We start from the raw sequence: 25980 nt of genomic DNA, 5'->3' as shown, positions 1-25980 counted from the left end.
CCTTTTTCCTTTCGTCCACAGGGCCCCCCTTCATGCTTGTGATTCGCAGCGCGCTGCTCAGCCTGACCCTGGTCGGTGCCGCCATGGCCGCGCAGTTGGATGCGGTCGCGGTCCGTGCCTACCAGATCGCGCCGGGGCCGCTCGGCGCAACGCTGTCGAGCTTTGCCGTGGATGCGGGCATTGCCCTGTCGTTCGTCCCGGCCCTCACCGAAGGCCTGTCCAGCCCTGGCCTGTCGGGTACTTACTCGACCCAGGAGGCGGTCACGCGCCTGCTGGCCGGCAGCGGCCTGGAGATGGTGTTGCGCAGCGACGGCACCTACACCCTGGTGCAACGCCGAATCACCCTGTCGGACACCACGGTCAGTGGCGTCGAACAGCGCGCCGACAGCCTGCCGCCGGTGTATTCGGGCGGCCAGGTGGCCGTCGGCGGGCGCCTGGGCATGCTGGGCAACAAGGACGTGATGGATGCGCCGTTCAGCGTCAGCACCTACACCGCCTCGTTGATCAAGGACCAGCAAGCCACCACCGTCGGTGACCTGTTGGAACGCGATTCCTCGGTGCGCTCCACCGGGCAGACCGGCGGCATCGTCGACTCGTTTTTCATCCGTGGGTTTCCGGTGGGCGAAGGCAACCTCGGCGAATTGGCCTTCGACGGCGTGTATGGCGTGGCGTCCAACTACCGGGTGTTCACCGAATACGCCGAACGCATCGAAGTGGTCAAAGGCCCCGGTGCCCTGCTCTACGGCATGTCCCCCAACAGTGCGGTGGGCGGCGTGATCAACGTGGTGCCCAAGCGCTCGCTGGACGAGGACCTGACCCGCTACACCGCCAGTTATACCCAGGCTGCACACCTCGGCAATCGCATCGATATCAGCCGGCGCTTTGGTGAAGAGCGCCGCTTCGGCATGCGCTTCAACGGCGGCGTGCAGCAGGGCGACACGGTGATCGACAAGCAATCGCGTGAAGTCGACATCGGTGCGCTGTCCCTGGACTATCAGGGCGAGCGCCTGCGCACCAGCCTGGACCTGATTTCCCAGGAAGAAACCTTCGACGCCGCCTCCCGACCGTTCCTGATCGCCTCAGGGGTAAAGATTCCCGACGCCGCCAATGGCCGCACCAGCGTGAGCCAGGACTGGGGCTGGTCGCGCACACGGGATCAATCCGCCCTGCTCGGCGGTGACTATGACCTTACCGACAACCTCAGCCTGTTCGCCCATGCCGGTGGCGGTAAATCGGCGGTGGCGCGCCTGTCGGACCAGACGCCGACCATTGTCAACGCGGCCGGCGACACCTCGTCGATCCCCGGTTACTACCGCTTCGAAGTGCAGCGCTATACGGTCGACACCGGTGCGCGCCTGCGCTTCGACACCGGCCCGGTCAGGCACAGCAGCACCGTGCAGGTCACCCGTTACCGCGATGAACTGTCACGCGGGATTATCTCCGGCGCACCGGTGCTGTCGAATATCTACCACCCGGTCGAGCGCCCCAAGCCGTCGATCGCCAAGCCCGACGCGCCAAAAGTCTCCGCCACCGAATTGTCCGGCGTGGCGATTGCCGACACCCTGTCGATACTGGATGAGCGCGTGCAGGTCACCGCAGGCCTGCGCAAGCAGACTATCCAGTCCCACAACTACAACACTGCCGGTGCGGTGACCACGGCCTACGACGCGGACAAGACCACGCCGCTGTTCGGCGCAGTGCTCAAGCCCTGGGCGCATGTGGCGTTCTATTACAACTACCTCGAAGGCCTGAGCAAGGGCGACGTGGCGCCGTCCAACGCCTCGAATGCCGGGGAGATCTTTGCGCCTTACGTTTCCAGGCAGCATGAAGTCGGGGTCAAGCTCGACTACGGCACGTTCATGTCCACCCTTGCGCTGTTCCAGATACAGAAACCCAGCGGCGAGCTGGCTGCCGGCCGCTTCTCGGTGCAAGGCGAGCAGCGCAATCGCGGCGTGGAAGTGAGTGTGTTTGGCGAAGTCGCCCCAGGCACACGACTGCTAGGTGGTGTGACCCTGCTGGATGCGCAGCTGACCAGAACCAGCGTCGCCGCCAACCAGGGCAATACCCCAGTGGGCGTGCCCAAGGTACAAGCCAACCTCTGGGCCGAATGGGACACGCCGTGGGTCGAGGGGCTGACGTTGACCAGCGGCGCAATCTACACCGCCAGTCAGTACGTCAACCAGGCCAACACCCAACAGCTCGACGCCTGGACCCGCTTCGATGTCGGCGCGCGCTACAGCACGCGCATCGCCGAGCGGCCGACCACCTTCCGCGCCACGGTGCAGAACCTGTTCGACCGTGAATACTGGTCCGGCGTGGCCTCCTACGGCGCGTTTTCCCAAGGCTCGCCACGCACCCTCCTCCTGTCGGCCACGGTCGACTTCTGATACCTGCAAGGGCTTACATGATGCTTTCGATTGTTCGTTGCGGCCACCGCCTGGCGGCACTGGTGTTGACCGGGTTACTCGCGCTGCCTGCGTTGGCGGCGCCCACCACCGTCACCGATCTGCTCGGGCGCCAGGTCAAGGTCAACCTGCCGGTGCAGCGGGTGATCCTCGGCGAAGGCCGTCAGTTGTACCTGGTAGCCGCGCTGGATACGCAGAATCCCATCGAGCGCATCGTCGGCTGGCGCAAGGACCTGATCCAGTCCGACCCGGACACCTACACCGCGTACCTGCGCATATTCCCAGGCATTGCCAACATCCCCACCTTCGGCGGGTTTGAAGACGGCACCTTCGACATCGAACAAGCGATTTCCCAGCGCCCGGACGTGATCATCCTCAATATCGAGGCGCAACACGCTACCGAAGACGCGCGCTACATAGAGAAACTCGACGCCCTGGGCATTCCGGTGGTGTACGTGGATTTTCGCAACCAACCCATGGCCAATACCGAACCGACCATGCGTTTGTTCGGCCAGTTGTTCGGCAAAGAGGACCGGGCCGAGGCATTCATCGCGTTTCGCAACCAGCAAATCCGCCGGGTGACCGATGTGATCGCGGCCCGGCAGCCCAGGCGCCCGGCGGTGTTTGTCGAACGTATCGGCGGCTACACCGACGACTGCTGCCTGAGCTTCGGCAACGAGAACTTCGGGCTTTTCGTCGAGATGGCTGGTGGTGACAACATCGCCAAAACCATCATCCCCAGCACCTTCGGCCAGTTGAACCCCGAGCAGGTGATCGTGGCCAACCCGGACCAGGTGGTGGTCACCAGTGCCAACTGGGAGGCGTTCGCGCCGGGCGGTCATTGGGTCGGCGTCGGCCCCGGTGCCGACATGGCCCAGGCCCGGCACAAACTCGCGTGGTACACCCAGCGCCCGGCCTACGCCGGGATCAAGGCCCAGCAAAACCAGGCCTTCCATGCCATCTGGCATCAGTTCTACAACAGCCCCTATCAGTTCGTGGCGATCCAGCAATTGGCCAAGTGGTTCCACCCGTCGCTGTTTGCCGACCTCGACCCCGAAGCGACGCTGCGTGAGCTGCACGAACGGTTCTTGCCCGTGCCCTACGCACCCGGCTACTTCGTGAGCCTCAAGCCATGAGCGCTTACCGCCAATTGGTGCTGCGCAAGCGCCTGATCCTTTGCGGGCTGGCCCTGCTGTTGCTGTGCAGTGTGCTGCTCGACCTGGCCCTGGGCCCGGCGCGCTACAGCCTCAGTGAAGTGCTCGGCGCGCTGCTGTCGCCGGACAGCGCGGCGCCGCAGGTGCGCGTGGTGATGTGGGATATCCGCCTGCCCGTCGCGCTGATGGCCGTGGCGGTGGGCGCCGCGCTGTCCCTGGCCGGCGCGCAGATGCAGACCATCCTCAACAACCCGCTGGCCAGTCCCTTCACCCTCGGGCTTTCCGCCGCCGCCAGCTTTGGCGCGGCCATGGGCCTGGCGTTCGGCGTGGCGCTGTTTCCGCTGGCGGCGCAGTACATGGTGCCGGTCAACGCGTTCATCATGGCAATGCTCTGCGCGCTGCTGATCCACTTCCTCAGCCTGCGCCGTGGCGTCACTGCCGAGACCATCGTGCTGCTGGGCATTGCCCTGGTGTTCACCTTCAACGCGCTGTTGGCGCTGGTGCAGTTTTTCGCCACCGAGCAAGCTGTGGCGGCCGTGGTGTTCTGGACCATGGGCAGCCTGACCAAGGCCACCTGGCCCAAGCTAGGCGTGATCTGCCTGGTGATCCTGATCACGCTGCCGATCTTCGCCAAGCGCGCCTGGGCCCTGACCGCCCTGCGCCTGGGCGACGACAAGGCCGCCAGCTTCGGTATCAATGTGCGCAGCCTGCGCTTCCAGACGTTGATCATGGTCAGCCTGCTCGCCTCGTTCCCGGTGGCGTTTGTCGGCACCATCGGCTTTATCGGTTTGGTGGGCCCGCACATCGCCCGCATGTTGATCGGCGAAGACCAGCGCTTCTTCCTCCCCGCCTCGTTGCTCACTGGCGCGCTGATCCTGTCGGCCAGTTCGGTGGTCAGCAAAACCCTGATTCCGGGCGCGATTTTCCCGATCGGCGTGGTCACCTCGCTGATCGGCGTCCCGTTCTTTATCTCCCTGATCCTGAGCGGGAAGAAACACCCATGGTAAGCATTCAGTTGCAGGACCTCGGCGCCAGCTACGGCCAACGCAGCATCATCAGCGGCGTGACCACGGCGCGCTTTGTCGGTGGCCAGGTGGTGGCGGTGGTCGGCCCCAACGCGGCGGGCAAGTCCACCTTGTTCAAGCGCATGGCCGGGCTGATCGACGGGCCGGGCCAGGTGATCCTCCAAGGTTCGACAAAGGGCACCCAAGCCATCAGCTACATGCCCCAGGGCCTGAATGCGAGTGCGCGGTTGACCGTGTACGAATCGGTGTTGCTGGCACGCAAGCAGCTGTCCCCCGCCTGGGCCGTGCTGGATGACGAACTGGCGCTGGTCGATGAAATGCTGGCCGCGCTGGGCATCACCGAATTGTCCTTTCGCAACCTCGGCGAACTCAGTGGCGGCCAACAACAACTGGTGTCCATCGCCCAGACCCTGGTGCGCGAACCCGAGGTGCTGCTGATGGACGAACCCACCAGTGCCCTCGATATGCATCGGCAGGTGCAGGTGCTGAACTTCATGCAGGCCCTGGCACGCAAGCGCCAGGTGATCGTGTTTATCGCCCTGCATGACCTGAACCAGGCGCTGCGTTTTGCCGACCAGGTGCTGGTGATCGCCGACGGCACCGCCCAGGGCAGCGGGCCGAGCCATGAGGTGATCAATGAGGCGATGCTGCGCGAGGTGTACAAGGTCGAGGCGCGGATCGAGCGGTGCAGTCGGGGGCAGCCGCATATTTTGATCGACGATATTGTGTGTGCCCGAACGAAGGCATGAATCGGTGGCAAGCCCAAATGCCAGTCCGTTAAGGGCGAACACTGTACCTGTGGCGAGGGAGCTTGCTCCCGTTGGGTCGCGAAGCGGCCCTAAAATGGGACTGCTGCGACGGTTCGACAAGCCCGCTCACTACAAATGGCTGCGTAGGCGAGGGTCATACCACTGGAACACGAACCATCTGCCAAGCGGCAAAGTCGCCAATTGCCCAAGCACCTCGACCCCTGATGCAAAACCGCCGTATAGCCTTGGCTACAGCGCTTTCACCCGATCCTGTTGAATACTTGCCCGATCCTCCGATTTGTCGACCATTGGGTATCTCCCCCCTTGCACTCTGGTCTAGAGTTCGACAATAAGCGGCCACTGCGTTCACACCTAAAACAGGCCGCACCTACCGATGATCAGCAGGTGAGCCATGGAATTACGAATCAACCAAAAGGCCTATCAGGTCGATGCCGACGCGGACACCCCATTGCTGTGGGTAATCCGCGATGACCTGGGCCTGACCGGCACCAAGTACGGCTGCGGCCTGGCCCAGTGCGGCGCCTGTTCGGTGCTGGTGGACGGCAATGTGGTGCGCTCCTGCGTCACGCCGGTGGCCGGGGTGGTCGGGCGGGAAATCACCACCATCGAAGCGATTGAAGACGATGAGGTGGGCAAGCGTGTGGTCGCGACCTGGGTCGAGCAACAGGTGGCGCAATGCGGCTACTGCCAGTCCGGGCAGGTAATGGCGGCCACGGCGCTGCTCAAGCACACCCCCGCACCGAGCAAGGCGCAGATCGACGCGGCCATGATCAACTTGTGCCGCTGCGGCACGTACAACGCCATCCATGCGGCCGTCGACGCCCTGGCCAAGCAGGAGGGCGCGTAATGAATATCCTCAACGAACTGCTCGATGCACCGGTCAACCTGTCACGCCGCCGCTTTCTGGCGAGTACCGCCGTGGGGGCGCTGGTCATCGGTTTCGGCCTGCCACTGGGCTCGGGCCGGGTACAAGCCGCCACTGCCGCTGAACGCGGCACCCAGGTGCCGGCCTTTCTGGAGATTCGCCCGGACGGCACGGTGCGTCTGCTCAGCCCGTTCATGGAAGGCGGGCAAGGCACCCACACCGCCATGGCGCAGATTGTCGGCGAAGAACTGGACGCCGACCCCGCCACTTTCATCGTCGAGGCCGCGCCGCCCGGCGAAGACTATGTGGTGATGGAAAACGGTATGCGCATCACCGGCGGCAGCATGTCGGTGCGCATGAGCTACCCGACCATGCGCCGCCTCGGCGCCCTCGCCCGCGCCATGTTGCTGCAGGCCGGCGCCAAACAATTGGGCGTGCCGGTGGGCGAACTGACCACCCAGCCTGGCCGTGTGGTACACGCGGCATCCGGCCGCTCGTTGGGGTATGGCGAACTGGCCAGTAGCGCCCTCGACATGCCAGTGCCCGATCCCGCCAGCATCACCCTGCGCGATCCGAGCCAGTTCCGCTGGATCGGCAAACCGGTCAAGCGCCTCGACGCCTACGACAAATCCACTGGCAAGGCGCTCTACAGCATTGACCTGAAAGTCGACAACATGCTCCACGCCGCGGTCCAGCATGCGCCACGCCTGGGCATGACCGTGGGCAGCCTGCGCAACCAGGCGCAGGTCGAAGGCATGAAGGGCGTGCATTCGGTGCACGTGCTGCCGGGTGCGGTGGCGGTGGTGGCTGAACGCTGGTGGCACGCCAAGCGTGCGGTGGAAGCGGTCCAGGTCGACTGGCAGGAAGCGGCCGCCGACTCGACACTGCGCGTGATGCCGGCGGACTTCTCCAGCGACAAGCACTTCGAATTCCTCGCTGCCCAGCAAGGGCCGGCCCGTGATGACGAAAACGAAGGCGACGTGGCCGCCGCGCTCAAAGGCGCCAAGACCCAGGTCGAAGCGACGTATCACAACCAGTACCTCAACCACGGCCAGTTGGAGCCGCCCTCCGCCCTGGCCCGCTTCAACCCGGACGGCACCCTGGATATCTGGCTGCCCAACCAGGCGCCGGACATGTTTCGCGCCGACATTGCCAAGCGCACCGGCCTGGACCCTGCGCAAATCAACCTGCACTCGCCGTTGCTCGGCGGCTTTTTCGGCCGGCATTTCCTGTATGAGTCGGCCAACCCCTACCCGCAGGCCATCGCGCTCGCCAAGGCGGTGGGCCGTCCGATCAAGCTGATCTGGAGCCGTGAGGAAGAGTTCCTGCGCGACGTATTGCGCCCAGTGGCGGTGGTCAAGTTCCGCGCCGCGCTGGATGACAAAGGCCTGCCGGTGGCCATCGAAGCGGTAAGCGCCACCGAAGGCCCGACTGAAGCCCTCACCGGCAAACAGGGTGACAAGATCGACCCTACGGCGCTGGAAGGATTGTCGGGCAAGTCCTACGCCATCCCCAACAAACGCATCGCGCAGATCTACGTCAAAGGCGCGCCCATGCTCGGCTACTGGCGTTCGGTGGGCAATTCGCTGAATGACTTTTTCTATGAATCGTTCCTCGACGAACTGGCGGACAAGGGCAAACAGGATCCCTATGAACTGCGCCTGCACCTGCTGCGCGACAACCCACGGCTGACCACCCTGCTGAAAGCCGCGGTTGAACTGTCTGGCGGCTGGAAGCGTGGCCCCTTCACAGCTGAAGACGGCAGCCGGCGCGCACGCGGCGTGGCCATGGCGTCGCCGTTCGGTTCGCACACGGCGGCGATCGCCGAGGTGTCCATGGAGAATGGCAAGGTCAGGGTGCACGACATCTGGCAGGCCATTGACCCGGGCAGCATCGTCAACCCGGCGATTGTCGAGGCGCAGGTAAATGGCGCGGTGGCGCTGGGCATGTCCCAGACCTTGCTGGAAGAAGCGGTGTACGTGGACGGCAAGCCACGGGCGCGCAACTACGACCTGTATCCGATCCTGGCACCGGCGCAGATGGCACGGGTGCATGTGCGGATCGTCGAGAGTGGCGAAAAGATGGGCGGTATCGGCGAGCCACCGTTGCCCGCCGTGGCACCAGCCGTGGCGAATGCGGTGGCGCAATTGACCGGCCAGCGTGTACGCAGCCTGCCCTTGAGCCGACACACCTTCAGCTGACTTTCAGGAAATGCCCATGAACAACCGTCGATTCGCAAGAACCGCAGGCTGGCTGGCGCTGCCCTGCCTGGTCGCGGCAGGCCTGCTGGCCTGGTACGTCACCCGTGAGCCCGCCACACCGTTTGCACAAGCACCGGCCACCGCCACCTTCGAGCCGGCCCTGGTCAGCCGTGGCGAATATGTCGCGCGCGTCAGCGACTGCGTGGCCTGCCACAGCCTGCCGGGCAAGGCGCCGTTTGCCGGTGGCCTGGAAATGGCCACGCCGTTGGGGGCGATCCATGCCACCAACATCACCCCGGACAAAACCACCGGGATCGGCACCTACAGCCTGGCCGACTTTGACCGCGCGGTACGCCATGGCGTCGCGCCGGGTGGTCGACGGTTGTACCCGGCGATGCCCTACCCGTCCTATGTCAAGCTCAGCGACGACGACATGAAAGCGCTGTACGCGTTCTTTATGCAGGGCGTACAACCGGCCAACCAGCCGAATATCCCCAGTGATATTCCGTGGCCGCTCAACCTGCGCTGGCCCATCGCCCTGTGGAACGGCGTGTTCGCACCGACCGCCCCGTACGCAGCCAAACCCAACCAGGACGAGCTGTGGAACCGTGGCGCTTATATCGTCCAAGGCCCCGGCCACTGCGGCAGTTGCCACACGCCACGCGGGCTGGCCTTCAACGAGAAGGCACTGGACGAGTCAGGTGCGCCGTTCCTTGCCGGCGCCCTGCTCGACGGCTGGTATGCACCGAGCCTGCGCCAGGACCCCAACACCGGACTGGGCCGCTGGGACGAGGCGCAGATCGTGCAGTTCCTCAAGACCGGGCGCAATGCCCATGCGGTGGTCTACGGTTCGATGACCGAAGCCTTCAACAACTCCACGCAGTTCATGCAGGACGACGACCTGGCCGCCATCGCCCGCTACCTCAAGTCACTGCCCGGCGACCCGCAGCGCGACGGCACTCCCTGGCAGTATCAGGCGGTCGCCGCCAACCCGGACACCCCCGGCGCCCACACCTACGCGACCCGCTGCGCTTCTTGCCACGGCCTTGACGGCAAGGGCCAGCCCGAATGGATGCCACCCCTGGCCGGCGCCACCTCGGCCCTGGCCAAGGAAAGCGCCTCGGCGATCAACATCACCCTCAACGGCTCGCAACGTGTGGTGACGGCTGGCGTGCCGGACGCCTATCGCATGCCGGCGTTCCGCGAGCAACTGACCGACCCGCAAATCGCCGAGGTGCTCAGCTATGTACGCGGCACCTGGGGTAACAACGGCGGCGCGGTGGATGTGAAGGCGGTGGGCAAGCTGCGCGGGCACACCGACCCGGCGAGCAGCAGCCCGATTATCTTGCACATGCGCTGAGTTCAACGCTTCAGGTTTTTCACACTGGCAAACGTTGCCTCGCCCCGCGCCTGCTCCAATACATTCATTGGCGCGGGCGCAGGCAATGTATGCAACGTCGGCTTGAGCACGATGGACCGCTCGCTGTCCGTGACGGAACGCTCGTCACTGGGCGGCACGCCGAAGTACTCGCGATAGCACTTGGAGAAATGCGGCGTGGACACAAAGCCGCAGAGCACGGCCAATTCGACGATTGAAATCGGTGTCTGCTTGAGCAACTGCCGCGCGCGGATCAGCCGCAAGCGCAGGTAGTAGCGCGAGGGCGAACAGTGCAGGTACTTCTGGAACATGCGCTCGAGCTGGCGACGCGACAGCGCGACATACGCCGCCAGTTCATCCAGGTTGATCGGTTCTTCCAGGTTGGCTTCCATCAATGCCACGACCTCCTGCAGCTTGGGCTGCTGGGTGCCGAGCATGTGCTTGAGGGGCACACGCTGGTGGTCCTGCTCGTTGCGGATGCGCTCGTAGACAAACATGTCCGAGATCGCCGCCGACAGTTCATGCCCGTGATCACGGCCGATCAGGTGCAGCATCATGTCCAGCGGTGCCGTGCCGCCTGAACTGGTGAGCCGGTCACGGTCGAGGCTGAACAGGCTGGAACTGACAGTCACCCGTGGAAACGCCTCCTGCATCGCCGCCAACCACTCCCAATGCACGCTGCATTCATACCCGTCGAGCAAGCCGGCCCGCGCCAACACAACGCTACCGGTGCAAATGCCCCCCAGTCGCTTGGCGTAACGCGCCTGGCCGCGCAGCCACTTGACCAGTTCGCCGGTCACGGTGCCCTGGATGCCGATGCCGCCACACACCATCACAATATCGGCGGGCGGCACACTGAGGATCGAACCGTCAGGCGTGATCGGCACACCGTCACTGGCCCACACCGGGTTGCCGTCCGGGCTAGCCGTGTGCCACTTGTAAAGCTCCTGGCCCGACAACTGGTTGGCCATGCGCAACGGCTCGACCGCCGCCGCCAGCGACATCAGGGTGAACTGGTCCAGCAGCAGGAAAACGATACTGCTGACCGGGCGGCCACTCATGATTGCGAAACTGCGGCCACTGGTTTTTGCGTGGGTTCCGGGTGCCGGGCGGTGAGCAAGCCGATCAAGGAAATCATCAGGGCCAAAACGAGGGTCGAAGACACTTCGAAACGGTGTTCGGGGGTCACCAGCATCACCGTCAAGGCCGCGCAAATGAACGCGATGACCAGCCAGGTCAGCCACGGAAACAGCCACATCTGGAAGCTCAGCGTGACCTTGCGCTGGCGCAGGATCTTGCGCATGCGCAACTGCGAAACCGCGATCACCAGGTACACCAGCAAGGCGATGGCCCCCGAGCTGGCCAGCAGGAACTGGAACAGCCCGGCCGGCATGAAGTAGCTGAGCAGGGTCACGCCCGCGCCGAGAATGGTGCTGGCGATCACCGCCGCCCTCGGCACACTCGCCGCCGAGGTCTTTTTCATCAGCGCCGGCGCATCTCCCCGCTTGCCGAGGGAAAACAGCATGCGCGAGGCGATGTAGATGGAAGAGTTCATGCAACTGGCCACGGCGATCAGCACCACCACGTCCACCAGCAGCTTGGCGTGGGGAATATTCATCAGTTCAAGTGCCCGCTGATAAGAGCCGACCGAGGCCAGCAATGGGTCATCCCACGGCACCACGGAGATCACCACGAAGATCGACAACAGGTAGAACACCCCGATGCGCCACATCACCGAGCGCGTGGCCCGGGCGATGTTCTGCGCCGGGTTGCTGGACTCGGCCGCCGCGATGGTGACCGCTTCAGTGCCGATAAAACTGAACATGATGGTGATAAAGGCGCCGACCACCGCCGACAGCCCGTTGGGCGCAAACCCGCCATGGTCCTGCATCAACTGGCCGAGCCCACTGGCCTCACGTTCCGGCACCCAGCCCATCAGCACCGCAAAACCCACGCCGATAAAAGCGATGATCGCGATCACCTTGGCCATGGCAAACCAGAACTCGAATTCGCCGTACTTGGACACGCTGAACAGGTTGGTGACCACCAACAAAAAGATCGACAACAAGGCAAACAGCCAAGCGTCGATCTGCGGGAACCACTGGTTGAGGATATACCCGGCGGCCAGGGCTTCGATGGGAATCACCAGCACCCAGAACCACCAGTACAGCCAGCCGATGGTAAAGCCGGCCCAGCGGCCGATGGCCTGGTCGGCGTAGGTCGAGAATGAACCGGTGTCCGGGTTGGCTACCGCCATCTCCCCCAGCATGCGCATGACCAGCACCACCAGCAGGCCGGAAAACAGATAGGCCAGCAGCACCGCCGGCCCCGCCGCCGCAATCGCATGCCCAGACCCGACAAACAACCCCGCGCCGATAATCCCCGCAATGGAAAGCATGGTGACATGGCGCGGCTTGAAGCCTTGCGCCAACTGGCCGTTCGAGTCGTTGGAATGGAGGCTATTCATTGTTTTTGTTGTTCTCGGTGATCGGCGTGAGGACTGACTGGAGGGTCAGGCGATCATCATTTTTGAATGATGAGTCACCTTACGCGGGCTGACCGGCGCGAAAATAGCCTGGAAACGGCGGGGGTTGGTCTGATATCGACATAAGACCTTATCTGGCTATGGAATCGGAATCTGACTACTTAACGCATCACCGGTTACGCACGGACATACGCGGGCACCCTCCTCAAAATCGATCCCTCACTGATAGGTAGGGATGTGCGTACCCAAATCGGGACCCGCAGACGCTGAACCAATGCCCTGACTGTCGCTTTGTCCAATTGCTTTTATATGCATATAAAATATGCATAATGAGAACTTTCAGGATTCAATACGACAAAGCAAAAAGCATCACTAATCAGCAAAAGCACAAGGGAGTGAGCCTTGCCGATGCAGAACCGGTGTTTTACGACGAGACCGCTCTAACCATACAAGACAATGATCACGACGAAGAGCGTTGGATAATCATGGGTACGGACGCAAAGGGACGCGTATTGGTAGTGGCCTACACCTACCGCGATCCAAATTTTGTACGGATTATCAGTGCCAGGCGCGCATCCAAAAATGAACGGCGCCAGTACTTGGAGGCTTGAACCATGAAAGACGAATACGACTTCAGCTCCGGCAAGCGCGGTGCAGTCGCCAGCAACAAAGGCAAAACCCGAATCACTATCATGCTGGATGATGCGGTGATTGCAGCCGCCCGCGAGCGAGCGGAAAATGCAGGTACCGGTTATCAAACCGTGATCAACAACCTACTGCGCCAAGTGTTGGTTTCCCAAGACGCGCATAACCTCGGATCCGCACTGACGAGAAAAGCCAAAACCCTGCAAGTCATCAAGGAGGGAATCAGCCTTTGCGAAGTCGAAGCGCTGGAACAGCAGCTGATCGCGCTCGCCGGAGAGTTGAATCGAGTATTAGTCACACCAAAACCGACCAAACCAAAGGCTAAACCCACTCCGCTGAGGTAATCACTTGCCTACACGCTCGATAAACATCCGCCAGGCCACGCCCGACGACGTGCACGCCCTGATCGAACTGGATGCTTACGCCACGGCCCATACCCACCGCCGTGTATTCATCCATGATGCGGTGGTTCGCCAACACTGCCTCGTCGCCGTCAATAGCGCTGGCCGGTGTGTGGGATACCTGGTGCTGACCCATGATTTTTTCGATCATGGCTTCGTGGCGCTGGTGGTTGTGTCGCCAGTTTATCAGCACCAAGGTGTTGCGCTGCGGTTGCTGACGGCGGCACAAGCAGCGTGCAAGACGCCCAAGCTGTTTACTTCAACCAATGCGTCGAACACCGCCGCCCAGGCGCTGTTTGCAAAGGCCGGGTTCGTGCCGAGCGGGCGCATCGAAAACCTTGACGATCACGACCCTGAGCGGGTGTATGTGAAATTCATCCAACCTCTGTGAGTGCTGGCCTCATCGGCTCCACGCCGCCTCCATCAAACCTCCCGCAAACATCCACCCCCCTCGCGCACACTGGCGCCTCCTGAAACCGCAAAAACGCTTCAGAGGTGCCCATGTTCCGAACCCTTGCGGCGAGTGTCCTGCTGATGTCCGCGCCCCTGGCGATAGCCACCCCGCTCACGGACGAACAGCGCTCGGCCATCGACCGCTATGTCAACGCAGAGATAACCCGGCAGCAGTTACCAGGCCTGGCCCTCGGTATCTATCGAAACGGCCAGGCCGTGCTCGTCAAGGGCTATGGCCTGGCGAATGTGGAACTCGACGTGCCCATGAGCGCCGACAGCGTGTTGCAATCCGGCTCGGTGGGTAAATCCTTTACCGCAACCGCCGTCATGATGCTGGTGGAGCAAGGCAAGGTCGGCCTGGACGACAGCATCCGCACGTACTTCCCCGAGGCGCCGACAAGTTGGGCGCCGATCACGGTTGCCCATCTGTTGTCCCACACGTCCGGCTTGTCGGCCTACGACACGCCAGCGTTGCAAAAGCCCGGTGGCCCGCTGGATATACGCCGCGACTTCACCGAAGCGCAGCTGGCAAAGGCGATCACCAAGCTGCCGCTGGACTTCAAGGCCGGGCAGCACTGGGCCTACGAAAACACCAATTTCGTGCTGCTCGGCATCCTGATCCAGCGTGTCAGCGGGATGCCTTATGGCGAGTTTCTCCAGCAGCGTATCTTCACACCGCTGGGCATGCGCTCGACACGGGTCATCTCGGACCTCGCGATTGTGCCCAACCGGGCGTCGGGTTACGAAAGGGTCGACGGTGAGCTGAGGAACCAGGAATGGGTGTCGCCGACCTTCAATGCCACGGCTGACGGCACGCTCTATTTTACCGTCCGCGACCTGGAGCGCTGGGACCGCGCCCTCTACGATGAAACCCTGCTCACACACGCCTCGCTGCAACGCATGTGGACGCCCTACCCCTACGCCGGCAAACAGCGGGCGCAAGGCTACGGGTTCGGCTGGGAAATCCGCACGGTCAACGGCCACCCCGTGGTCGAGCACGGCGGCTCCTGGCAAGGTTTTACCTCGTCCATCGCGCGCTACCTCGATGACCGGTTGACGGTGGTGGTGCTGACCAACCTGGATGCCGAACACAGTTACCCGGAGGTTATCGGGCGTGGCGTGGCCGGTTTGATCGAACCCGGATTGAAGTGATCAGGGCCAACAAAAAATGCCGCTCTCCATCATTCCTCCACAAAACCTCCCCTGAATGCGCACGTTCGTTGCGCACAATGGCTTTCATCAGAGTGCCCGGTCGACCGGGTTCACACGGAGAACGGCATGATTCCAGCCCTGTACGTCGCAAAAACCGGCTTGTCGGCCCAGGACACGCAGCTGACGACGATTTCCAACAACCTGGCGAACGTCTCGACCACCGGGTTCAAACGTGATCGCGCCGAGTTCCAGGACTTGCTCTACCAGATCAAGCGCCAGCCGGGCGCGCAGTCGACACAGAACAGTGCGCTGCCGTCGGGGTTGCAACTGGGCACTGGCGTGCAGATCGTCGGCACCCAGAAAAACTTCAGCGCCGGCAGCCTGCAGACCACCGGCCAACCGCTGGACCTGGCGGTGAACGGGCGCGGTTTTTTCCAAGTGCTGCAGCCGGACGGCACCACCGGCTATACCCGCGACGGCACCTTTCACCTGAATGCCAATGGCCAGGTGGTCACGGCCAGCGGCTTTGCGCTGGAACCGGCTGTCGTGGTGCCGGACAACGCCAAGACCTTCACCGTGGGCCAGGATGGCACGGTGTCGATCACCGTGGCCGGCAACCCCGCTGCGCAAGTGATCGGCAACCTGCAGACCGCCGATTTCATCAACCCTGCGGGCTTGCAGGCAATCGGCAATAACCTGTTCCTGGAGACCGCCTCCAGCGGCGCGCCACAGGTCGGTACGCCGGGGCTCAATGGCTTCGGCACCACCCTGCAACGGTCCCTGGAGACCTCGAACGTGAGCACCGTTGAAGAGATGGTCAACATGATCACCACGCAACGGGCCTATGAGATGAATTCCAAAGTGATTTCCACCGCCAACCAGATGTTGGGCGCCCTCACCCAGAAGCTATGATCAACACTTGCAAGCGTGGCCAGGGAGCGGCAAACACGACAAAGCTTATTCACCGAGCAGACTATGAACGATTTTCCCGTTGCATCGGCGCCCCGTCCGAACAGCGTCCGAGACGCCCAGGCGCTGATCCTGATCGCCGAAGACGAGCCCGAGATCGCCGACATCCTGATCGCCTATCTCAAGCGCAGTGGCTTTCGTACCGCCCACGCCCTCGATGGCCGGCGCGCCCTCGAACTGCACCAGACCCTCAAGCCGGACCTGATGCTGCTGGACGTGCTGATGCCGCATGTGGATGGCTGGAAGGTCCTGGCCGAAGTGCGCCATCGCGGCAATACGCCGGTGATCATGCTGACTGCCCAGGACCAGGACATGGACAAGCTGATGGGGCTGCGCATCGGTGCCGACGACTATATCGTCAAGCCGTTCAACCCGGCCGAGGTGGTGGCACGTACCCAGGCCGTGCTGCGACGCTCCATCGACTACAAATATGCCGCCGGTGCCAATGTATTGCGGGTGGATGGGTTTGAAATCGATATCGAAAGCCATCAGGTCACGCTGAATATCGAGGGCAAGGTGCTGCCGCTGCTGCTGACCGTCACCGAATTCAAATTGCTCGCCCAGTTGGCTAGGGCCCCCAAACGCGTGTTCAGCCGCGCGGAATTGCTGGCGCTGTGCTCACCGGAAAGCGACAGCCTGGAACGCACGGTCGACAGCCATATCAGCAAGTTGCGCCGCAAGATCGAAGACCTGGGGCTGCAAGGCGTGCCGGAAAGCATTCGCGGCGTGGGCTACCGGTTCGGGAGTGGCCTGTGAAAAAACTCAATGGCTTGAGTCGCCAAATCATTGCCGCCATGTCGGCGGTGGTGCTCTGCGTGATCGCCCTGGCCGTGATCGGCTCCTACGTGTTTTATGCGCTGTTATGGACCTACTGGCCGCTCTCGGACGAGCAGGCCGATGCCTGGCTGCCGGCCAATGTCGAGTGGGCGTGGATGGCCTTGACCACCTGCGTCAGCCTGGCGGTGGGTGCCTTCGTGGCCACGCGGCTGTCGCGGCGGATCCTGATGCCGCTCAACTCGGTGGCCGAGAACCTGCGCAAACTGGCGGATGGCGACCTCGACGTGCAAGCCGTCGCCGGTGACCAGTCCATCGGTGAGGCGGCGATCCTGGTGGATGACTTCAACAGCATGGCCCAGCGCTTGAAGCGCATGGCCCAGGAACAGGCATTCTGGAATGCGGCGATTGCCCATGAACTGCGCACGCCGCTGACCATCCTGCGCGGCCGCCTGCAAGGCTTGGCCGAGGGCGTATTCGAACCGGACACGGCGCAGTTCTACAGCCTGCTCGGTCAGGTCGAAGGGTTGGCGCGGATGATCGAGGACCTGCGGGTGGTGGGCCTGGGCGACAGCGGCTACCTCGAACTCAATGTCCAAGAAGCCGACCTGGCCGCCGGCATTGAAGAGGATGTGCGGCTGTTCGAACCGAGCCTGGTCGCCGCCGGTTTTACCCTGCAACTGGACCTGCAACGCCGCACCCTGCGCTGCGACCCCGCGCGGATACGCCAGGCCTTGCTGGCCCTGCTCGACAACGTGCGTCGACACGCGACACCCGGCAACGTCAACGTACACCTGAGCACCCGCGACGGCATGCACTACCTGAGGGTGCGCGACGATGGCCCCGGCATCGATGAGGACCTGGCCACGCACCTGTTCGATGCCTTCCAGCGCGGCGAAAACTCGCGTTCCCGCGCCCAGGGTGGCAGCGGCCTGGGCCTGGCGGTGGTGCGCGCGATTGCCCTCGCCCACGGCGGTGCGGTGACGTGCCGGAAAATGGAAAACGGCGGAACGCTGTTTGAACTCAGTTGGAATCTTTGAGTAACCCAGGCCCACCATGCGCATCTTTTCCATGATGTTCAAAACCACCCGGTGCTATCGATGCTTTGTCCTATTGGACGCCAAGGGTACGTGCGTTGCGTTCAAAAACTGCTTGGCACAGCCTGAAAACGGGCACTGGATAGAAGTTGAAAGCGTCAACTTGTCGTGGCTGGGCAATCCCTTTCCCAGCTACGCCCGGATAGCTCAGCGAGCATGAGAAATGAATTCGTCCTTATCACTCCTTGAAGAGTCGTTGAAACTGCACACTGCCCGGCTGAAAAGGCTGCAGCGGTTCTGGGTGCCGCTGCAACAGCGCGCGCCCAAGTGGGTATTGGCGCTGTGGATCATCGGCGTAGCCTTTTCGCTGGCAACCCAATGCTGGTGCCACTGGTTCTTCACCGCGCCGCTGATCTGCACGTTGATCATCGCGGAAATCGTGATCGACGAGGCGCAGATGACCCTGCTGTTGCGCACCGATGCCGTGCGCGATTTGTTGAGAGCAGCCCATGGCAGTTCATACGCCTGACGCTGGGGTGAGCGGGCTTGCTGTGGTTTGCGGGCTTGTTGTGGTTTGTGGGCTTGTTGTGGCGAGCGGGCTTGCCCCGCGTTGGGCTGCGAAGCAGCCCCATCCAGGCGCCCCCTATTACTTCAGACACACCGAGGTGTAGGGTTTTGGGGCGGCTTCGCCACCCAACGCGGGGCAAGCCCGCTCACCACAACAAGCCCGCTCACCACAACAAGCCCACTCACCACAATGAGCCCGCTCACCACAGCAAGCCCGCTCGCCACAATGAGCCCGCTCACTACAACTTGAACATCCCCTCGAACCGCGCCCTGTTCGCCGCGTAATACGCTGCCACCGCCTTGTCCGCCGTGCTCTCCCTTGCCTGCATCATCAGCGCTTCCAGGTCCGCCTGGGGGATGGAGAAATGCGCAAAGAAGTACGCCACCTCCGGATGCTCCTGGCTGAAGCCTTTGCGGGCCATGGCGTGGATCTGCTCGGCGCCGCCGAAAATCCGCTTCGGGTCGTCCAGGTAGCGCAGCGACCATTTGGAGAACATCCAGTGCGGGCTCCAGGCGTTGACCAGTGACCACTTGTCGCGCTTGAGGTTGCGGTCCAGTTCGTTGAGCATGCCGCTCTCCGATGAGCCCACCAGTTTGTACCCCACCAACTGGTAGTCCTCGATCGCCTTGACGGTGAGCTTGTACTGGCCGTTGCCGACTTCGGAGGTGAAGATCTTGCCGTCGAATTTCTCGCGGATACCCGGCGTGTTCAGGTCTTCCACACTGGCCACTTCAGCCACCGGCACCGACGTAGGCACGGCCATGCCGATCCGCCCTTCATACAGCACGCCGAGGTCTTCGAGGCGGTCCTTGTATTTGTCGTAGAACGCCTTGTGGGTGCTGGGCAGCCAGACCATCGGGATCAGGTCAATGTTGCCGTTGGCCAGGGCCTGGAACTGGATGCCGATGTCGGCCATCACCAACTTGACCGGTTGCTTGAGGTGCTCCTGCAAGGCCGTACTGGCGAGCTTGACGGTGATTTCAGTGTCGGACCAGTTCACCCAACCGATGCGCACCGGTGGTTTTTCCTGCGCATGGGACAGTGCAGCGCTGGCCCCCAGCACAAGGCCAAGCAGGTAGGCACAGGCTTTTTTCCGATAGTGCACATGAGCATTCATCAGGCGTCCTCCTCTAGGGGTGAAGGCGATCTTAGCGATGACCTTCGGAGGCTGCAATAAAAATGTACATACGTGTCGACCATAATTGACACACCTGTACATTTACCTTAATTTCAAATCGCCAAGCCTGATGATGCCCACGACGGAGCACACCCTGATGTCCAGCGATCCCCTGCTGCAGCCCTACAAGATCAAGCACCTGACCCTGCGCAACCGGATCATGACCACGGCCCACGAACCGGCCTACCCGGTGGACGGCATGCCGCAGGCGCTGTACCGCGCCTACCACGTCGAACGCGCCAAGGCCGGTGTGGCCTTGACCATGACCGCAGGCTCCGCCGCGGTGTCGCGGGACAGCCCGCCGGTGTTCAACAACGTGCTGGCGTACAAGGATGAAGTGGTCGGCTGGCTGAAGGATCTGACGGACGAGTGCCACGAACACGGCGCGGCGGTGATGATCCAGCTGACACACCTGGGCCGCCGCACACGCTGGGACAAGGCCGACTGGCTGCCAGTGGTGTCGCCTTCGCACCGGCGCGAGGCCTCGCACCGCTCCTTCCCGAAGAAGCTGGAAGACTGGGACATCGAGCGAATCATCAAAGACTACGTCGACGCGGCCGAGCGCATGCAGGCCGCCGGGTTGGATGGCCTGGAGCTGCAAGCCTACGGGCATTTGATGGACCAGTTCTGGTCGCCGCTCACCAACGATCTGGATGGCCTGTACGGCGGCTCGCTGGAAAACCGCATGCGCTTTACCTTTGACATCCTGCGCGGCATTCGCCAGCGGGTCGGCGAAGACTTCCTGCTGGGCGTGCGCTACACCGGCGACGAGGCGCTGCCGGGCGGGTTCGGCGCCAGCGAAGGGTTGCAGGTGTCGCACATGCTCAAGGACAGCGGCCTGGTGGACTTCCTCAATGTGGTGCGCGGGCATATCGATACCGACGCGGGCCTCACCGATGTGATCCCGATCCAGGGCATGCGCAACTCGCCGCACCTGGATTTTGCCGGCGAGATTCGCGCGTCTACTGGGTTCCCCACCTTCCATGCGGCGAAAATCCCCGATGTTGCCACGGCGCGCTACGCCATCGCGTCGGGCAAGGTGGACATGGTCGGCATGACCCGCGCCCATATGACCGACCCGCATATCGTGCGCAAGATCATCGAGCGGCGGGAAGAAGACATTCGGCCCTGCGTCGGCGCCAATTACTGCCTGGACCGCATCTACCAGGGCGGTGCCGCCTATTGCATCCACAACCCCGCCACCGGTCGCGAAACCAGCATGCCCCATGCCATTCCCAAGGCGGCGGTGCGGCGCAAAGTGCTGATTGTCGGCACGGGACCTGCCGGGCTGGAAGCGGCGCGGGTCGCCGGCGAGCGCGGGCATGACGTCACGGTGCTGGAAGCGGCGGACCGGCCTGGCGGGCAGATCCGCCTGACCGCCCTGAGCGAGCGGCGCCGCGAGATGATCGGCATCATCGACTGGCGCATGAGCCAGTGCGAACGCCTGGGGGTCAAGTTCCACTTCAACACCTGGGCCGAGGCGGAGACGGTGCTGGGCTTTGAGCCGGACGTGGTGATCGTGGCCACTGGCGGCCTGCCCCACACCGAGGTGCTGGCCCAGGGCAATGAGCTGGTGGTGTCGACCTGGGACATCATTTCCGGCGACGTCAAGCCGGGGCGCCATGTGCTGATCTTCGACGACGCCGGCGACCACGCGGCGCTGCAAGCGGCCGAGGTGATTGCGCAGAGCGGTGCCAGCGTGGAAATCGTCACGCCGGACCGCTCGTTCGCGCCGGAAGTCATGGCCATGAACCTGGTGCCCTACATGCGCAGCCTGCAGGACCTGGACGTAACCTTTACCGTGACCTATCGGGTCGAGATGGTGGAGCAACGCGACGGTCGGCTGCTGGTCACTTTCGGCAGTGACTACGGCGCGGTGCACAAGCAGCGGGTGGTGGACCAGGTGGTGGTCAACCACGGCACCCTGCCGCTGGATGACCTGTACTTCGACCTGCGTGGGCATTCCAGCAACGGCGGCGCGGTCGAGCAGCACGACTTGATCGCCGGCAACGCACAGCACCTGGTGACCAACCCCGAGGGTCGCTTCCAACTGTTCCGCATCGGCGATGCGGTGGCCGCACGCAACACCCATGCGGCGATCTACGATGCGTTGCGGTTGGTCAAGGACCTCTAAAGCGGCTCAAACTCCCCCGGTGCGGTCTCGGCGTAGCCAAACGCCCCGAAGAAGCGGTCCAGTTCGCGCCGCTTCAAGGCCTTGCCGGTGAACACACTGACGTACTGGGGAATACGCCGGAAGCGCACCACTACGTCCTCGCTGGTGTTCATCGAGATGTAGCCGATCTGCGTCAGGTAGATGGTCCGCGCGCGCACATCGGCGGCCTCGTCATCGTAGCCAAAGCGCCGGAACATGCCGGTCAGGGCGCTGATGCGGGTGTCATCGGCCAGGGCGATTTCCGCACTGACTTCTGCCGACTGCATGGCCCAACTGCGCACGGCAAATTCGAACTGCGAGTCGAACAGCTCAGGGTTCAGCCAGCATTCAAAGACGTTGAGAATCGCTTCGGAAATGCTTTCAGCGTAACGCTCGCACTGGTGCACCAGGTTGCCGGTGTTCTTGTCGCGCCAACGGGCCAGCAACGCGGCGAGCAGTTGCTCGCGGTCCTCGAAGAACCAATAGAAACTGGTACGCGACAAGCCCAACTGCTTGGCCAGCGGCATCACGCGCACGGCGTCGATGCCAGACTCTTTCAACGCGACGTAGGCGGCGTCCAGCCACACATCGACCGAGCCTCGCCAGCCCGTGTCCTGGTTCTTGCCTCGCGGTTTTGCCGATTGCGCCATCCGGGGGTCACCTTTGCCTGGGAATTGCCGGCCACTCTACACGCCAAGCACACCTGGTGCACAGCGAGTGTACAGCGGCGTACATTTACCAGCCTGCGCCCTACCCCAACTCACGCTTGAGTTGCTCGCGATCCAACGCCCCATCCCAGCGCGCAATGAACAGCGTGGCAACGCCGTTGCCGATCACGTTGATCAGCGCGCCACCCTCGGAGATAAACCGGTACACGCCCAACACCAGCACCAGGCCCGCCGCCGGGATCACATCGATGGAGCCAAGTGTGGCGGCCAGGGTGATAAACGCACCACCCGTCACGCTCGCCGCACCTTTGGATGTCAGCAGCAGAATCAACAGCAGGGTCACCTGGTGGTACAGCGACACGTCAATGTCCAGCGCCTGGGCAATGAAGATCGCCAGCACCGTCATGTTGATGCAGCTGCCATCCAGGTTGAAGCAGTAACCGGACGGCACCACCAGGCCGACGGTGGATTTCTCGCAGCCGAGCTTTTCCAGCTTGCCCATCAGGCGCGGCAAGGCCGATTCGGAGGACGACGTACCCAGCACCAGCACCAGTTCTTCACGGATGTACTTGAGGAACTTCCACAGGCTGAAACCGGCCAGCCGCGCCACCAGGTTGAGCACCACGAACACGAATACCAGCCCGGTAACGTAGTAGCACAGCAGCAGGTTCACGTAGGCGCCCAGGGACTGCACGCCGTACTTGCCCACGGTGAACGCCATGCCGCCGAACGCGCCCAGCGGCGCCAGGTACATGACGATCTTGAGCATGCGAAAGAACGCCTTGGCCACCAGGTCGATGGTGTTGAGCAGCGGTTTGCCGGTGTCGCCCAGCAGTTGCAGGCCAAACGCGAACAGCACCGAGATAAACAACACCTGGAGGATGTCGCCGTCGGTAAACGCACCGAAAACGGTGCTGGGCACGATGTGCGTGAGGAAACCGACCACGCTCTGGTCGTGGGCCGCCTTGGTGTAGCCGGCGATGGCCGAGGCGTCGAGGCTGGTCGGGTCAATGTGCATGCCCGCGCCCGGCTTGAACAGGTTGACGCCGATCAGGCCGACCACCAGGGCGATGGTGGTCAGTACTTCAAAGTAGACCAGCGACTTGAAGCCGATGCGGCCGATGCGCTTGAGGTCCTGCATGCCGGCGATACCGCTGACCACCGTGCAGAAGATGATCGGCGCGATCAGCATCTTGATCAGCTTGATGAAGGTGTCGCCCAAGGGCTTCATCTGTTCGCCCAGGCCCGGGCTGAAGTGACCGAGGATCACCCCCAGCACAATGGCCGCGAGCACTTGCACATACAGGTGCTGGTACAGCGGTGTGCGCCGTGCCGGCGCTTGATCCACGGAGTCGACGGACGAGCTGATTATTTTTGTCATGGCTCTGCCTATAGGTTTCAGGAAGGAAGTCGCTGGGGCGTTCAGGTCACCACGTTGGTCGGTCGGTGCGCCGCGAATGCCTCAATGTTGGCGGCCAGCACGGCCTTGAGGCGCGCAACGCTGCTTTGGCTGGCCCAGGCGACGTGGGGCGTGACCAGCAGATTGGGATGCTCACAATGCAGCAACGGGTGGTCGGCCTGCGGCGGCTCCACGTGCAGCACGTCCAGCGCCGCGCCGCCCAATCGACCACTGGCGAGCCCATCGAGCACGGCGTTTTCGTCCACCAGCGCACCGCGAGCGGTGTTGATCAGCAAGGCGCCGGGCTTCATCCGGGCGATCTCGGCGGCGCCGATCAGGTAGCGCGTGTGGGCCGTGAGCGGGCAATGCAAGGTCAGCGCATCGGCCCTGGCCAACACCTCCTCAAAAGAGGTGTAGCCCGCCCTCACCTGCGGCGCGCCACGGTGTTCGGCGAACAGCACGGTGATGTCGAGGGCCTTGGCCAGGCGCGCCACGCGGCTGCCGATATCACCACGCCCGACAATGCCCAGGGTCGAGCCTTGCAGGTCCTGGATCGGCGCGCCGTGCACGCAAAAATGCGACGACTGCGGCCAGCGGCTGGCCGATGCTGCACGGTACGCCAGCAGGTGGCGGCGCAGCGCAAACAAGGCGCCAATCACCGATTCGGCCACACTGACCGCGCTGTACGCTGGCACGTTGCACACCGTCACGCCCTGATCGCGGCAGGCGGCGATGTCCACGCAGTCGTAGCCGGTGGCCGCCACGCAGATCAGTTGCAAGCGCGGCAATTGCGCCAGTGTGGCGCGGTCGATGCGGACCTTGTTGGTGATCGCCACGTCGGCGTCGGCCAGGGCTTCAAGCACTTGGTCGGGGCGGGTTGTTTCGCGCGCGGTCCAGGCGCTGGCCTGGGCTGGGCGCGGCAACGCTGACGGCAGGCTCGCGCCGTCGAGAAATACGATATTCATGCAGGCACCTGCTCGGAGATTTCGATGAGGTTCAGGTCCGGGTCACGCACATACACCGAGCGGATCGGCCCGGTCACGCCAGTACGCAGCACCGGGCCTTCGATGATCGGCCAGGCCTGGGTGTTCAAATGACTGACCACCGCGTCCAGCGAGACACTGGCGATAAAGCACAGGTCCAGCGCACCCGGCACCGGCAGGTGGGCCTTGGGCTCGAACTCATGCCCACGCTCGTGCACATTGATTTTCTGGTTGCCGAAACGGAAAGCGATGCGGCCATTGCCAAAGGTCTCCAGGCGCAGGCCCATGACGCGGGTGTAGAAGTCTGTGCAGGCGGCAAGGTCAATTGTGGTGAGGACCAGGTGGTCGAGATGATCAATCATGGTGGGCTACCTGTTGGCTGAGGCTGTGCACGTGTGCAGGAATGGGATGCAGGTCCAGGCGCTTGCCGGCCTTGAGGATCTGGCTGGGGGTGGCATGGCCGATCAGCCCCGGCAACCGGGCGGACGCCGCCAGTACGCGGTCCAGGTGCAGGCCGGTGTCATAGCCCATCAGGTCGAGCATGTGCACCAGGTCCTCCATGCAGACGTTGCCGCTCGCGCCGGGGGCATAAGGGCAGCCGCCGAGGCCGCCAAGCGACGCGTCGAAGCGCTCGATCCCGGCCTGCAACGCCCCCAGGGTATTGGCCAGCGCCATACCCCGGGTGTTATGGAAATGCAGGGTCAGTTGCAGCTCGGGAAAGCGTTCGCGCACCTGCCGTGACAAAGTCTCCACCTGCGTCGGATAGGCCATCCCGGTGGTGTCGCACAGCGTAACGCCGCGCACACCCAGCTCGGCGAACCGCCCGACCCAGGCCAGCACCTCGTCGACCGGCACATCCCCCTGCATCGGGCAGCCGAACACCGTGGACAGCGACACATTGACCGCCACCGGCCCACGCCCGATCACCCCCACCACTTCCCTGAGCTGGGCGAACGACTGTTCGCGGGTCATGCGCAGGTTGGAACGGTTATGCGGCTCGCTCACCGACATCACCAGGTTGGCCTCGTCGATGCCACAGCCCAGTGCCCGTTCGGCACCCCGCACGTTGGGCACCAGCACCGTGTATTCCACGCCGCTTTGGCGCTGGATCCCGGCCATCACCGCCTCGGCGTCACGCAACGCGGGGATGGCCTTGGGCGAGGTGAACGAGGTCACTTCGATCTTGGCGTAGCCGCACTGGCTCAGCGCATCGATCAGGGCGATTTTCTGCTCGGTGTCGATAAAGCTCTTTTCGTTCTGGAAGCCGTCACGGGTGGCGACTTCCTGCAGGTACAGGCGTTTCATTGAAGGGCTCCTTG

24 protein-coding genes are annotated in these 25980 nt (G+C 63.1%); 16 read left to right on the top strand and 8 right to left on the bottom strand.

Annotated features, from left to right (window positions below):
• Nucleotides 1-32: 32 nt before the first annotated feature.
• The 7 genes from BLR69_RS02125 (at nt 33) to BLR69_RS02095 (ending at nt 9780) form a co-directional block, all read left to right on the top strand.
• The gene (locus tag BLR69_RS02125) at nt 33-2387 is read left to right on the top strand and encodes a TonB-dependent receptor (RefSeq protein ID WP_071494943.1); all 2355 of its coding nucleotides are present in this window, start codon (nt 33-35) and stop codon (nt 2385-2387) included.
• A gap of 20 nt (nt 2388-2407) precedes the next feature.
• On the top strand, nt 2408-3541 hold the full coding sequence (locus BLR69_RS02120; protein WP_071494944.1) for an ABC transporter substrate-binding protein: 1134 nt from the start codon (nt 2408-2410) through the stop codon (nt 3539-3541).
• Nucleotides 3538-4566: a FecCD family ABC transporter permease gene (locus BLR69_RS02115; RefSeq protein WP_071494945.1), complete on the top strand. Its 1029-nt coding sequence runs from the start codon at nt 3538-3540 to the stop codon at nt 4564-4566. The genes BLR69_RS02120 and BLR69_RS02115 overlap by 4 nt, the downstream gene beginning before the upstream one ends.
• Entirely contained in the window at nt 4560-5333 is a 774-nt protein-coding gene (locus BLR69_RS02110; protein ID WP_071494946.1) for an ABC transporter ATP-binding protein, read from the top strand. Before BLR69_RS02115 ends, BLR69_RS02110 begins: the two co-directional genes overlap by 7 nt.
• A 412-nt stretch (nt 5334-5745) precedes the next feature.
• The gene (locus BLR69_RS02105) at nt 5746-6201 is read left to right on the top strand and encodes a (2Fe-2S)-binding protein (protein ID WP_071494947.1); all 456 of its coding nucleotides are present in this window, start codon (nt 5746-5748) and stop codon (nt 6199-6201) included.
• Nucleotides 6201-8420 carry a xanthine dehydrogenase family protein molybdopterin-binding subunit gene (locus tag BLR69_RS02100; protein ID WP_071494948.1) on the top strand — a complete coding sequence of 740 codons (2220 nt, stop codon included), beginning with the start codon at nt 6201-6203 and terminating at the stop codon, nt 8418-8420. Before BLR69_RS02105 ends, BLR69_RS02100 begins: the two co-directional genes overlap by 1 nt.
• A gap of 16 nt (nt 8421-8436) precedes the next feature.
• Nucleotides 8437-9780 (top strand): c-type cytochrome, encoded by a 1344-nt coding sequence (locus tag BLR69_RS02095; RefSeq protein WP_071494949.1) that lies wholly within the window; start codon nt 8437-8439, stop codon nt 9778-9780.
• Nucleotides 9781-9782: 2 nt separating this feature from the next.
• Here the strand turns inward: BLR69_RS02095 and gbdR are convergent, their stop codons facing one another.
• Both gbdR and gabP read right to left on the bottom strand, forming a co-directional pair.
• Nucleotides 9783-10859, bottom strand: coding sequence for a choline metabolism transcriptional regulator GbdR (gbdR, locus tag BLR69_RS02090; RefSeq protein WP_071494950.1), 1077 nt, complete (start codon nt 10857-10859; stop codon nt 9783-9785).
• Nucleotides 10856-12265, bottom strand: a complete 1410-nt coding sequence (gene gabP, locus BLR69_RS02085; protein WP_071494951.1) for a GABA permease — start codon at nt 12263-12265, stop codon at nt 10856-10858. The genes gbdR and gabP overlap by 4 nt, the downstream gene beginning before the upstream one ends.
• Before the next feature lie 347 nt (nt 12266-12612).
• Here gabP and BLR69_RS02080 point away from each other — a divergent pair, with 347 nt between their 5' ends.
• The 8 genes from BLR69_RS02080 (at nt 12613) to BLR69_RS02040 (ending at nt 18243) form a co-directional block, all read left to right on the top strand.
• A complete protein-coding gene (locus BLR69_RS02080) occupies nt 12613-12894 on the top strand; it encodes a BrnT family toxin (RefSeq protein ID WP_058427065.1) in 282 nt (93 codons plus the stop codon).
• A 3-nt stretch (nt 12895-12897) separates the two neighbouring features.
• Nucleotides 12898-13272: a BrnA antitoxin family protein gene (locus BLR69_RS02075; RefSeq protein ID WP_058427066.1), complete on the top strand. Its 375-nt coding sequence runs from the start codon at nt 12898-12900 to the stop codon at nt 13270-13272.
• Nucleotides 13273-13276: 4 nt separating this feature from the next.
• Entirely contained in the window at nt 13277-13720 is a 444-nt protein-coding gene (locus BLR69_RS02070; protein ID WP_071494952.1) for a GNAT family N-acetyltransferase, read from the top strand.
• 110 nt (nt 13721-13830) lie between these two features.
• Nucleotides 13831-14934: a serine hydrolase domain-containing protein gene (locus BLR69_RS02065; protein WP_071494953.1), complete on the top strand. Its 1104-nt coding sequence runs from the start codon at nt 13831-13833 to the stop codon at nt 14932-14934.
• A 126-nt stretch (nt 14935-15060) separates the two neighbouring features.
• Nucleotides 15061-15846, top strand: coding sequence for a flagellar basal-body rod protein FlgG (flgG, locus tag BLR69_RS02060; protein WP_071494954.1), 786 nt, complete (start codon nt 15061-15063; stop codon nt 15844-15846).
• A 63-nt stretch (nt 15847-15909) separates the two neighbouring features.
• Nucleotides 15910-16659: a response regulator gene (locus tag BLR69_RS02055; protein ID WP_076955222.1), complete on the top strand. Its 750-nt coding sequence runs from the start codon at nt 15910-15912 to the stop codon at nt 16657-16659.
• Nucleotides 16656-17717, top strand: coding sequence for an ATP-binding protein (locus tag BLR69_RS02050; RefSeq protein ID WP_071494955.1), 1062 nt, complete (start codon nt 16656-16658; stop codon nt 17715-17717). Before BLR69_RS02055 ends, BLR69_RS02050 begins: the two co-directional genes overlap by 4 nt.
• 220 nt (nt 17718-17937) lie before the next feature.
• Nucleotides 17938-18243, top strand: a complete 306-nt coding sequence (locus tag BLR69_RS02040) for a hypothetical protein (protein WP_071494956.1) — start codon at nt 17938-17940, stop codon at nt 18241-18243.
• A gap of 277 nt (nt 18244-18520) precedes the next feature.
• Here BLR69_RS02040 and BLR69_RS02035 read toward each other — a convergent pair whose 3' ends face one another.
• Nucleotides 18521-19399: a glycine betaine ABC transporter substrate-binding protein gene (locus BLR69_RS02035; protein ID WP_071494957.1), complete on the bottom strand. Its 879-nt coding sequence runs from the start codon at nt 19397-19399 to the stop codon at nt 18521-18523.
• Nucleotides 19400-19556: 157 nt separating this feature from the next.
• Between BLR69_RS02035 and BLR69_RS02030 the strand changes: the two genes are divergently transcribed.
• Nucleotides 19557-21593: an NADH:flavin oxidoreductase gene (locus BLR69_RS02030; protein ID WP_071494958.1), complete on the top strand. Its 2037-nt coding sequence runs from the start codon at nt 19557-19559 to the stop codon at nt 21591-21593.
• On the opposite strand, the gene BLR69_RS02025 is transcribed toward BLR69_RS02030, so the two are convergent.
• The 5 genes from BLR69_RS02025 to BLR69_RS02005 form a co-directional block, all read right to left on the bottom strand.
• Nucleotides 21590-22261: a TetR/AcrR family transcriptional regulator gene (locus tag BLR69_RS02025; RefSeq protein ID WP_071494959.1), complete on the bottom strand. Its 672-nt coding sequence runs from the start codon at nt 22259-22261 to the stop codon at nt 21590-21592. The two genes, BLR69_RS02030 and BLR69_RS02025, sit on opposite strands and share 4 nt — an antisense overlap.
• A 100-nt stretch (nt 22262-22361) precedes the next feature.
• Nucleotides 22362-23660, bottom strand: a complete 1299-nt coding sequence (gene dctA / locus BLR69_RS02020) for a C4-dicarboxylate transporter DctA (RefSeq protein WP_071494960.1) — start codon at nt 23658-23660, stop codon at nt 22362-22364.
• Between the two features lie 41 nt (nt 23661-23701).
• On the bottom strand, nt 23702-24643 hold the full coding sequence (locus tag BLR69_RS02015) for a D-2-hydroxyacid dehydrogenase (RefSeq protein ID WP_071494961.1): 942 nt from the start codon (nt 24641-24643) through the stop codon (nt 23702-23704).
• Complete coding sequence (locus BLR69_RS02010) at nt 24640-25023, bottom strand: VOC family protein (RefSeq protein WP_071494962.1); 384 nt, start codon at nt 25021-25023, stop codon at nt 24640-24642. Before BLR69_RS02010 ends, BLR69_RS02015 begins: the two co-directional genes overlap by 4 nt.
• Nucleotides 25016-25966 carry a hydroxymethylglutaryl-CoA lyase gene (locus BLR69_RS02005; RefSeq protein WP_071494963.1) on the bottom strand — a complete coding sequence of 317 codons (951 nt, stop codon included), beginning with the start codon at nt 25964-25966 and terminating at the stop codon, nt 25016-25018. The genes BLR69_RS02010 and BLR69_RS02005 overlap by 8 nt, the downstream gene beginning before the upstream one ends.
• Nucleotides 25967-25980: the final 14 nt, after the last annotated feature.

This window comes from Pseudomonas azotoformans, from assembly GCF_900103345.1.
GTDB classification, from domain to species: domain Bacteria; phylum Pseudomonadota; class Gammaproteobacteria; order Pseudomonadales; family Pseudomonadaceae; genus Aquipseudomonas; species Aquipseudomonas azotoformans.
This window is presented reverse-complemented; position numbering and strand designations above follow the sequence as displayed.

What these genes read in the sequence shown, in the direction of transcription:
- BLR69_RS02010 (WP_071494962.1), bottom strand. Translation starts at nt 25,023, where the DNA reads ATGATTGATCATCTCGACCACCTGGTCCTCACCACAATTGACCTTGCC.
- BLR69_RS02095 (WP_071494949.1), top strand. Translation starts at nt 8,437, where the DNA reads ATGAACAACCGTCGATTCGCAAGAACCGCAGGCTGGCTGGCGCTGCCC.
- BLR69_RS02075 (WP_058427066.1), top strand. Translation starts at nt 12,898, where the DNA reads ATGAAAGACGAATACGACTTCAGCTCCGGCAAGCGCGGTGCAGTCGCC.
- gbdR (WP_071494950.1), bottom strand. Translation starts at nt 10,859, where the DNA reads ATGAGTGGCCGCCCGGTCAGCAGTATCGTTTTCCTGCTGCTGGACCAG.
- BLR69_RS02005 (WP_071494963.1), bottom strand. Translation starts at nt 25,966, where the DNA reads ATGAAACGCCTGTACCTGCAGGAAGTCGCCACCCGTGACGGCTTCCAG.
- BLR69_RS02080 (WP_058427065.1), top strand. Translation starts at nt 12,613, where the DNA reads ATGAGAACTTTCAGGATTCAATACGACAAAGCAAAAAGCATCACTAAT.
- BLR69_RS02065 (WP_071494953.1), top strand. Translation starts at nt 13,831, where the DNA reads ATGTTCCGAACCCTTGCGGCGAGTGTCCTGCTGATGTCCGCGCCCCTG.
- BLR69_RS02100 (WP_071494948.1), top strand. Translation starts at nt 6,201, where the DNA reads ATGAATATCCTCAACGAACTGCTCGATGCACCGGTCAACCTGTCACGC.
- flgG (WP_071494954.1), top strand. Translation starts at nt 15,061, where the DNA reads ATGATTCCAGCCCTGTACGTCGCAAAAACCGGCTTGTCGGCCCAGGAC.
- BLR69_RS02115 (WP_071494945.1), top strand. Translation starts at nt 3,538, where the DNA reads ATGAGCGCTTACCGCCAATTGGTGCTGCGCAAGCGCCTGATCCTTTGC.
- BLR69_RS02025 (WP_071494959.1), bottom strand. Translation starts at nt 22,261, where the DNA reads ATGGCGCAATCGGCAAAACCGCGAGGCAAGAACCAGGACACGGGCTGG.
- BLR69_RS02125 (WP_071494943.1), top strand. Translation starts at nt 33, where the DNA reads ATGCTTGTGATTCGCAGCGCGCTGCTCAGCCTGACCCTGGTCGGTGCC.
- BLR69_RS02040 (WP_071494956.1), top strand. Translation starts at nt 17,938, where the DNA reads ATGAATTCGTCCTTATCACTCCTTGAAGAGTCGTTGAAACTGCACACT.
- BLR69_RS02120 (WP_071494944.1), top strand. Translation starts at nt 2,408, where the DNA reads ATGCTTTCGATTGTTCGTTGCGGCCACCGCCTGGCGGCACTGGTGTTG.
- dctA (WP_071494960.1), bottom strand. Translation starts at nt 23,660, where the DNA reads ATGACAAAAATAATCAGCTCGTCCGTCGACTCCGTGGATCAAGCGCCG.
- BLR69_RS02110 (WP_071494946.1), top strand. Translation starts at nt 4,560, where the DNA reads ATGGTAAGCATTCAGTTGCAGGACCTCGGCGCCAGCTACGGCCAACGC.
- BLR69_RS02035 (WP_071494957.1), bottom strand. Translation starts at nt 19,399, where the DNA reads ATGAATGCTCATGTGCACTATCGGAAAAAAGCCTGTGCCTACCTGCTT.
- BLR69_RS02030 (WP_071494958.1), top strand. Translation starts at nt 19,557, where the DNA reads ATGTCCAGCGATCCCCTGCTGCAGCCCTACAAGATCAAGCACCTGACC.
- BLR69_RS02015 (WP_071494961.1), bottom strand. Translation starts at nt 24,643, where the DNA reads ATGAATATCGTATTTCTCGACGGCGCGAGCCTGCCGTCAGCGTTGCCG.
- gabP (WP_071494951.1), bottom strand. Translation starts at nt 12,265, where the DNA reads ATGAATAGCCTCCATTCCAACGACTCGAACGGCCAGTTGGCGCAAGGC.
- BLR69_RS02105 (WP_071494947.1), top strand. Translation starts at nt 5,746, where the DNA reads ATGGAATTACGAATCAACCAAAAGGCCTATCAGGTCGATGCCGACGCG.
- BLR69_RS02055 (WP_076955222.1), top strand. Translation starts at nt 15,910, where the DNA reads ATGAACGATTTTCCCGTTGCATCGGCGCCCCGTCCGAACAGCGTCCGA.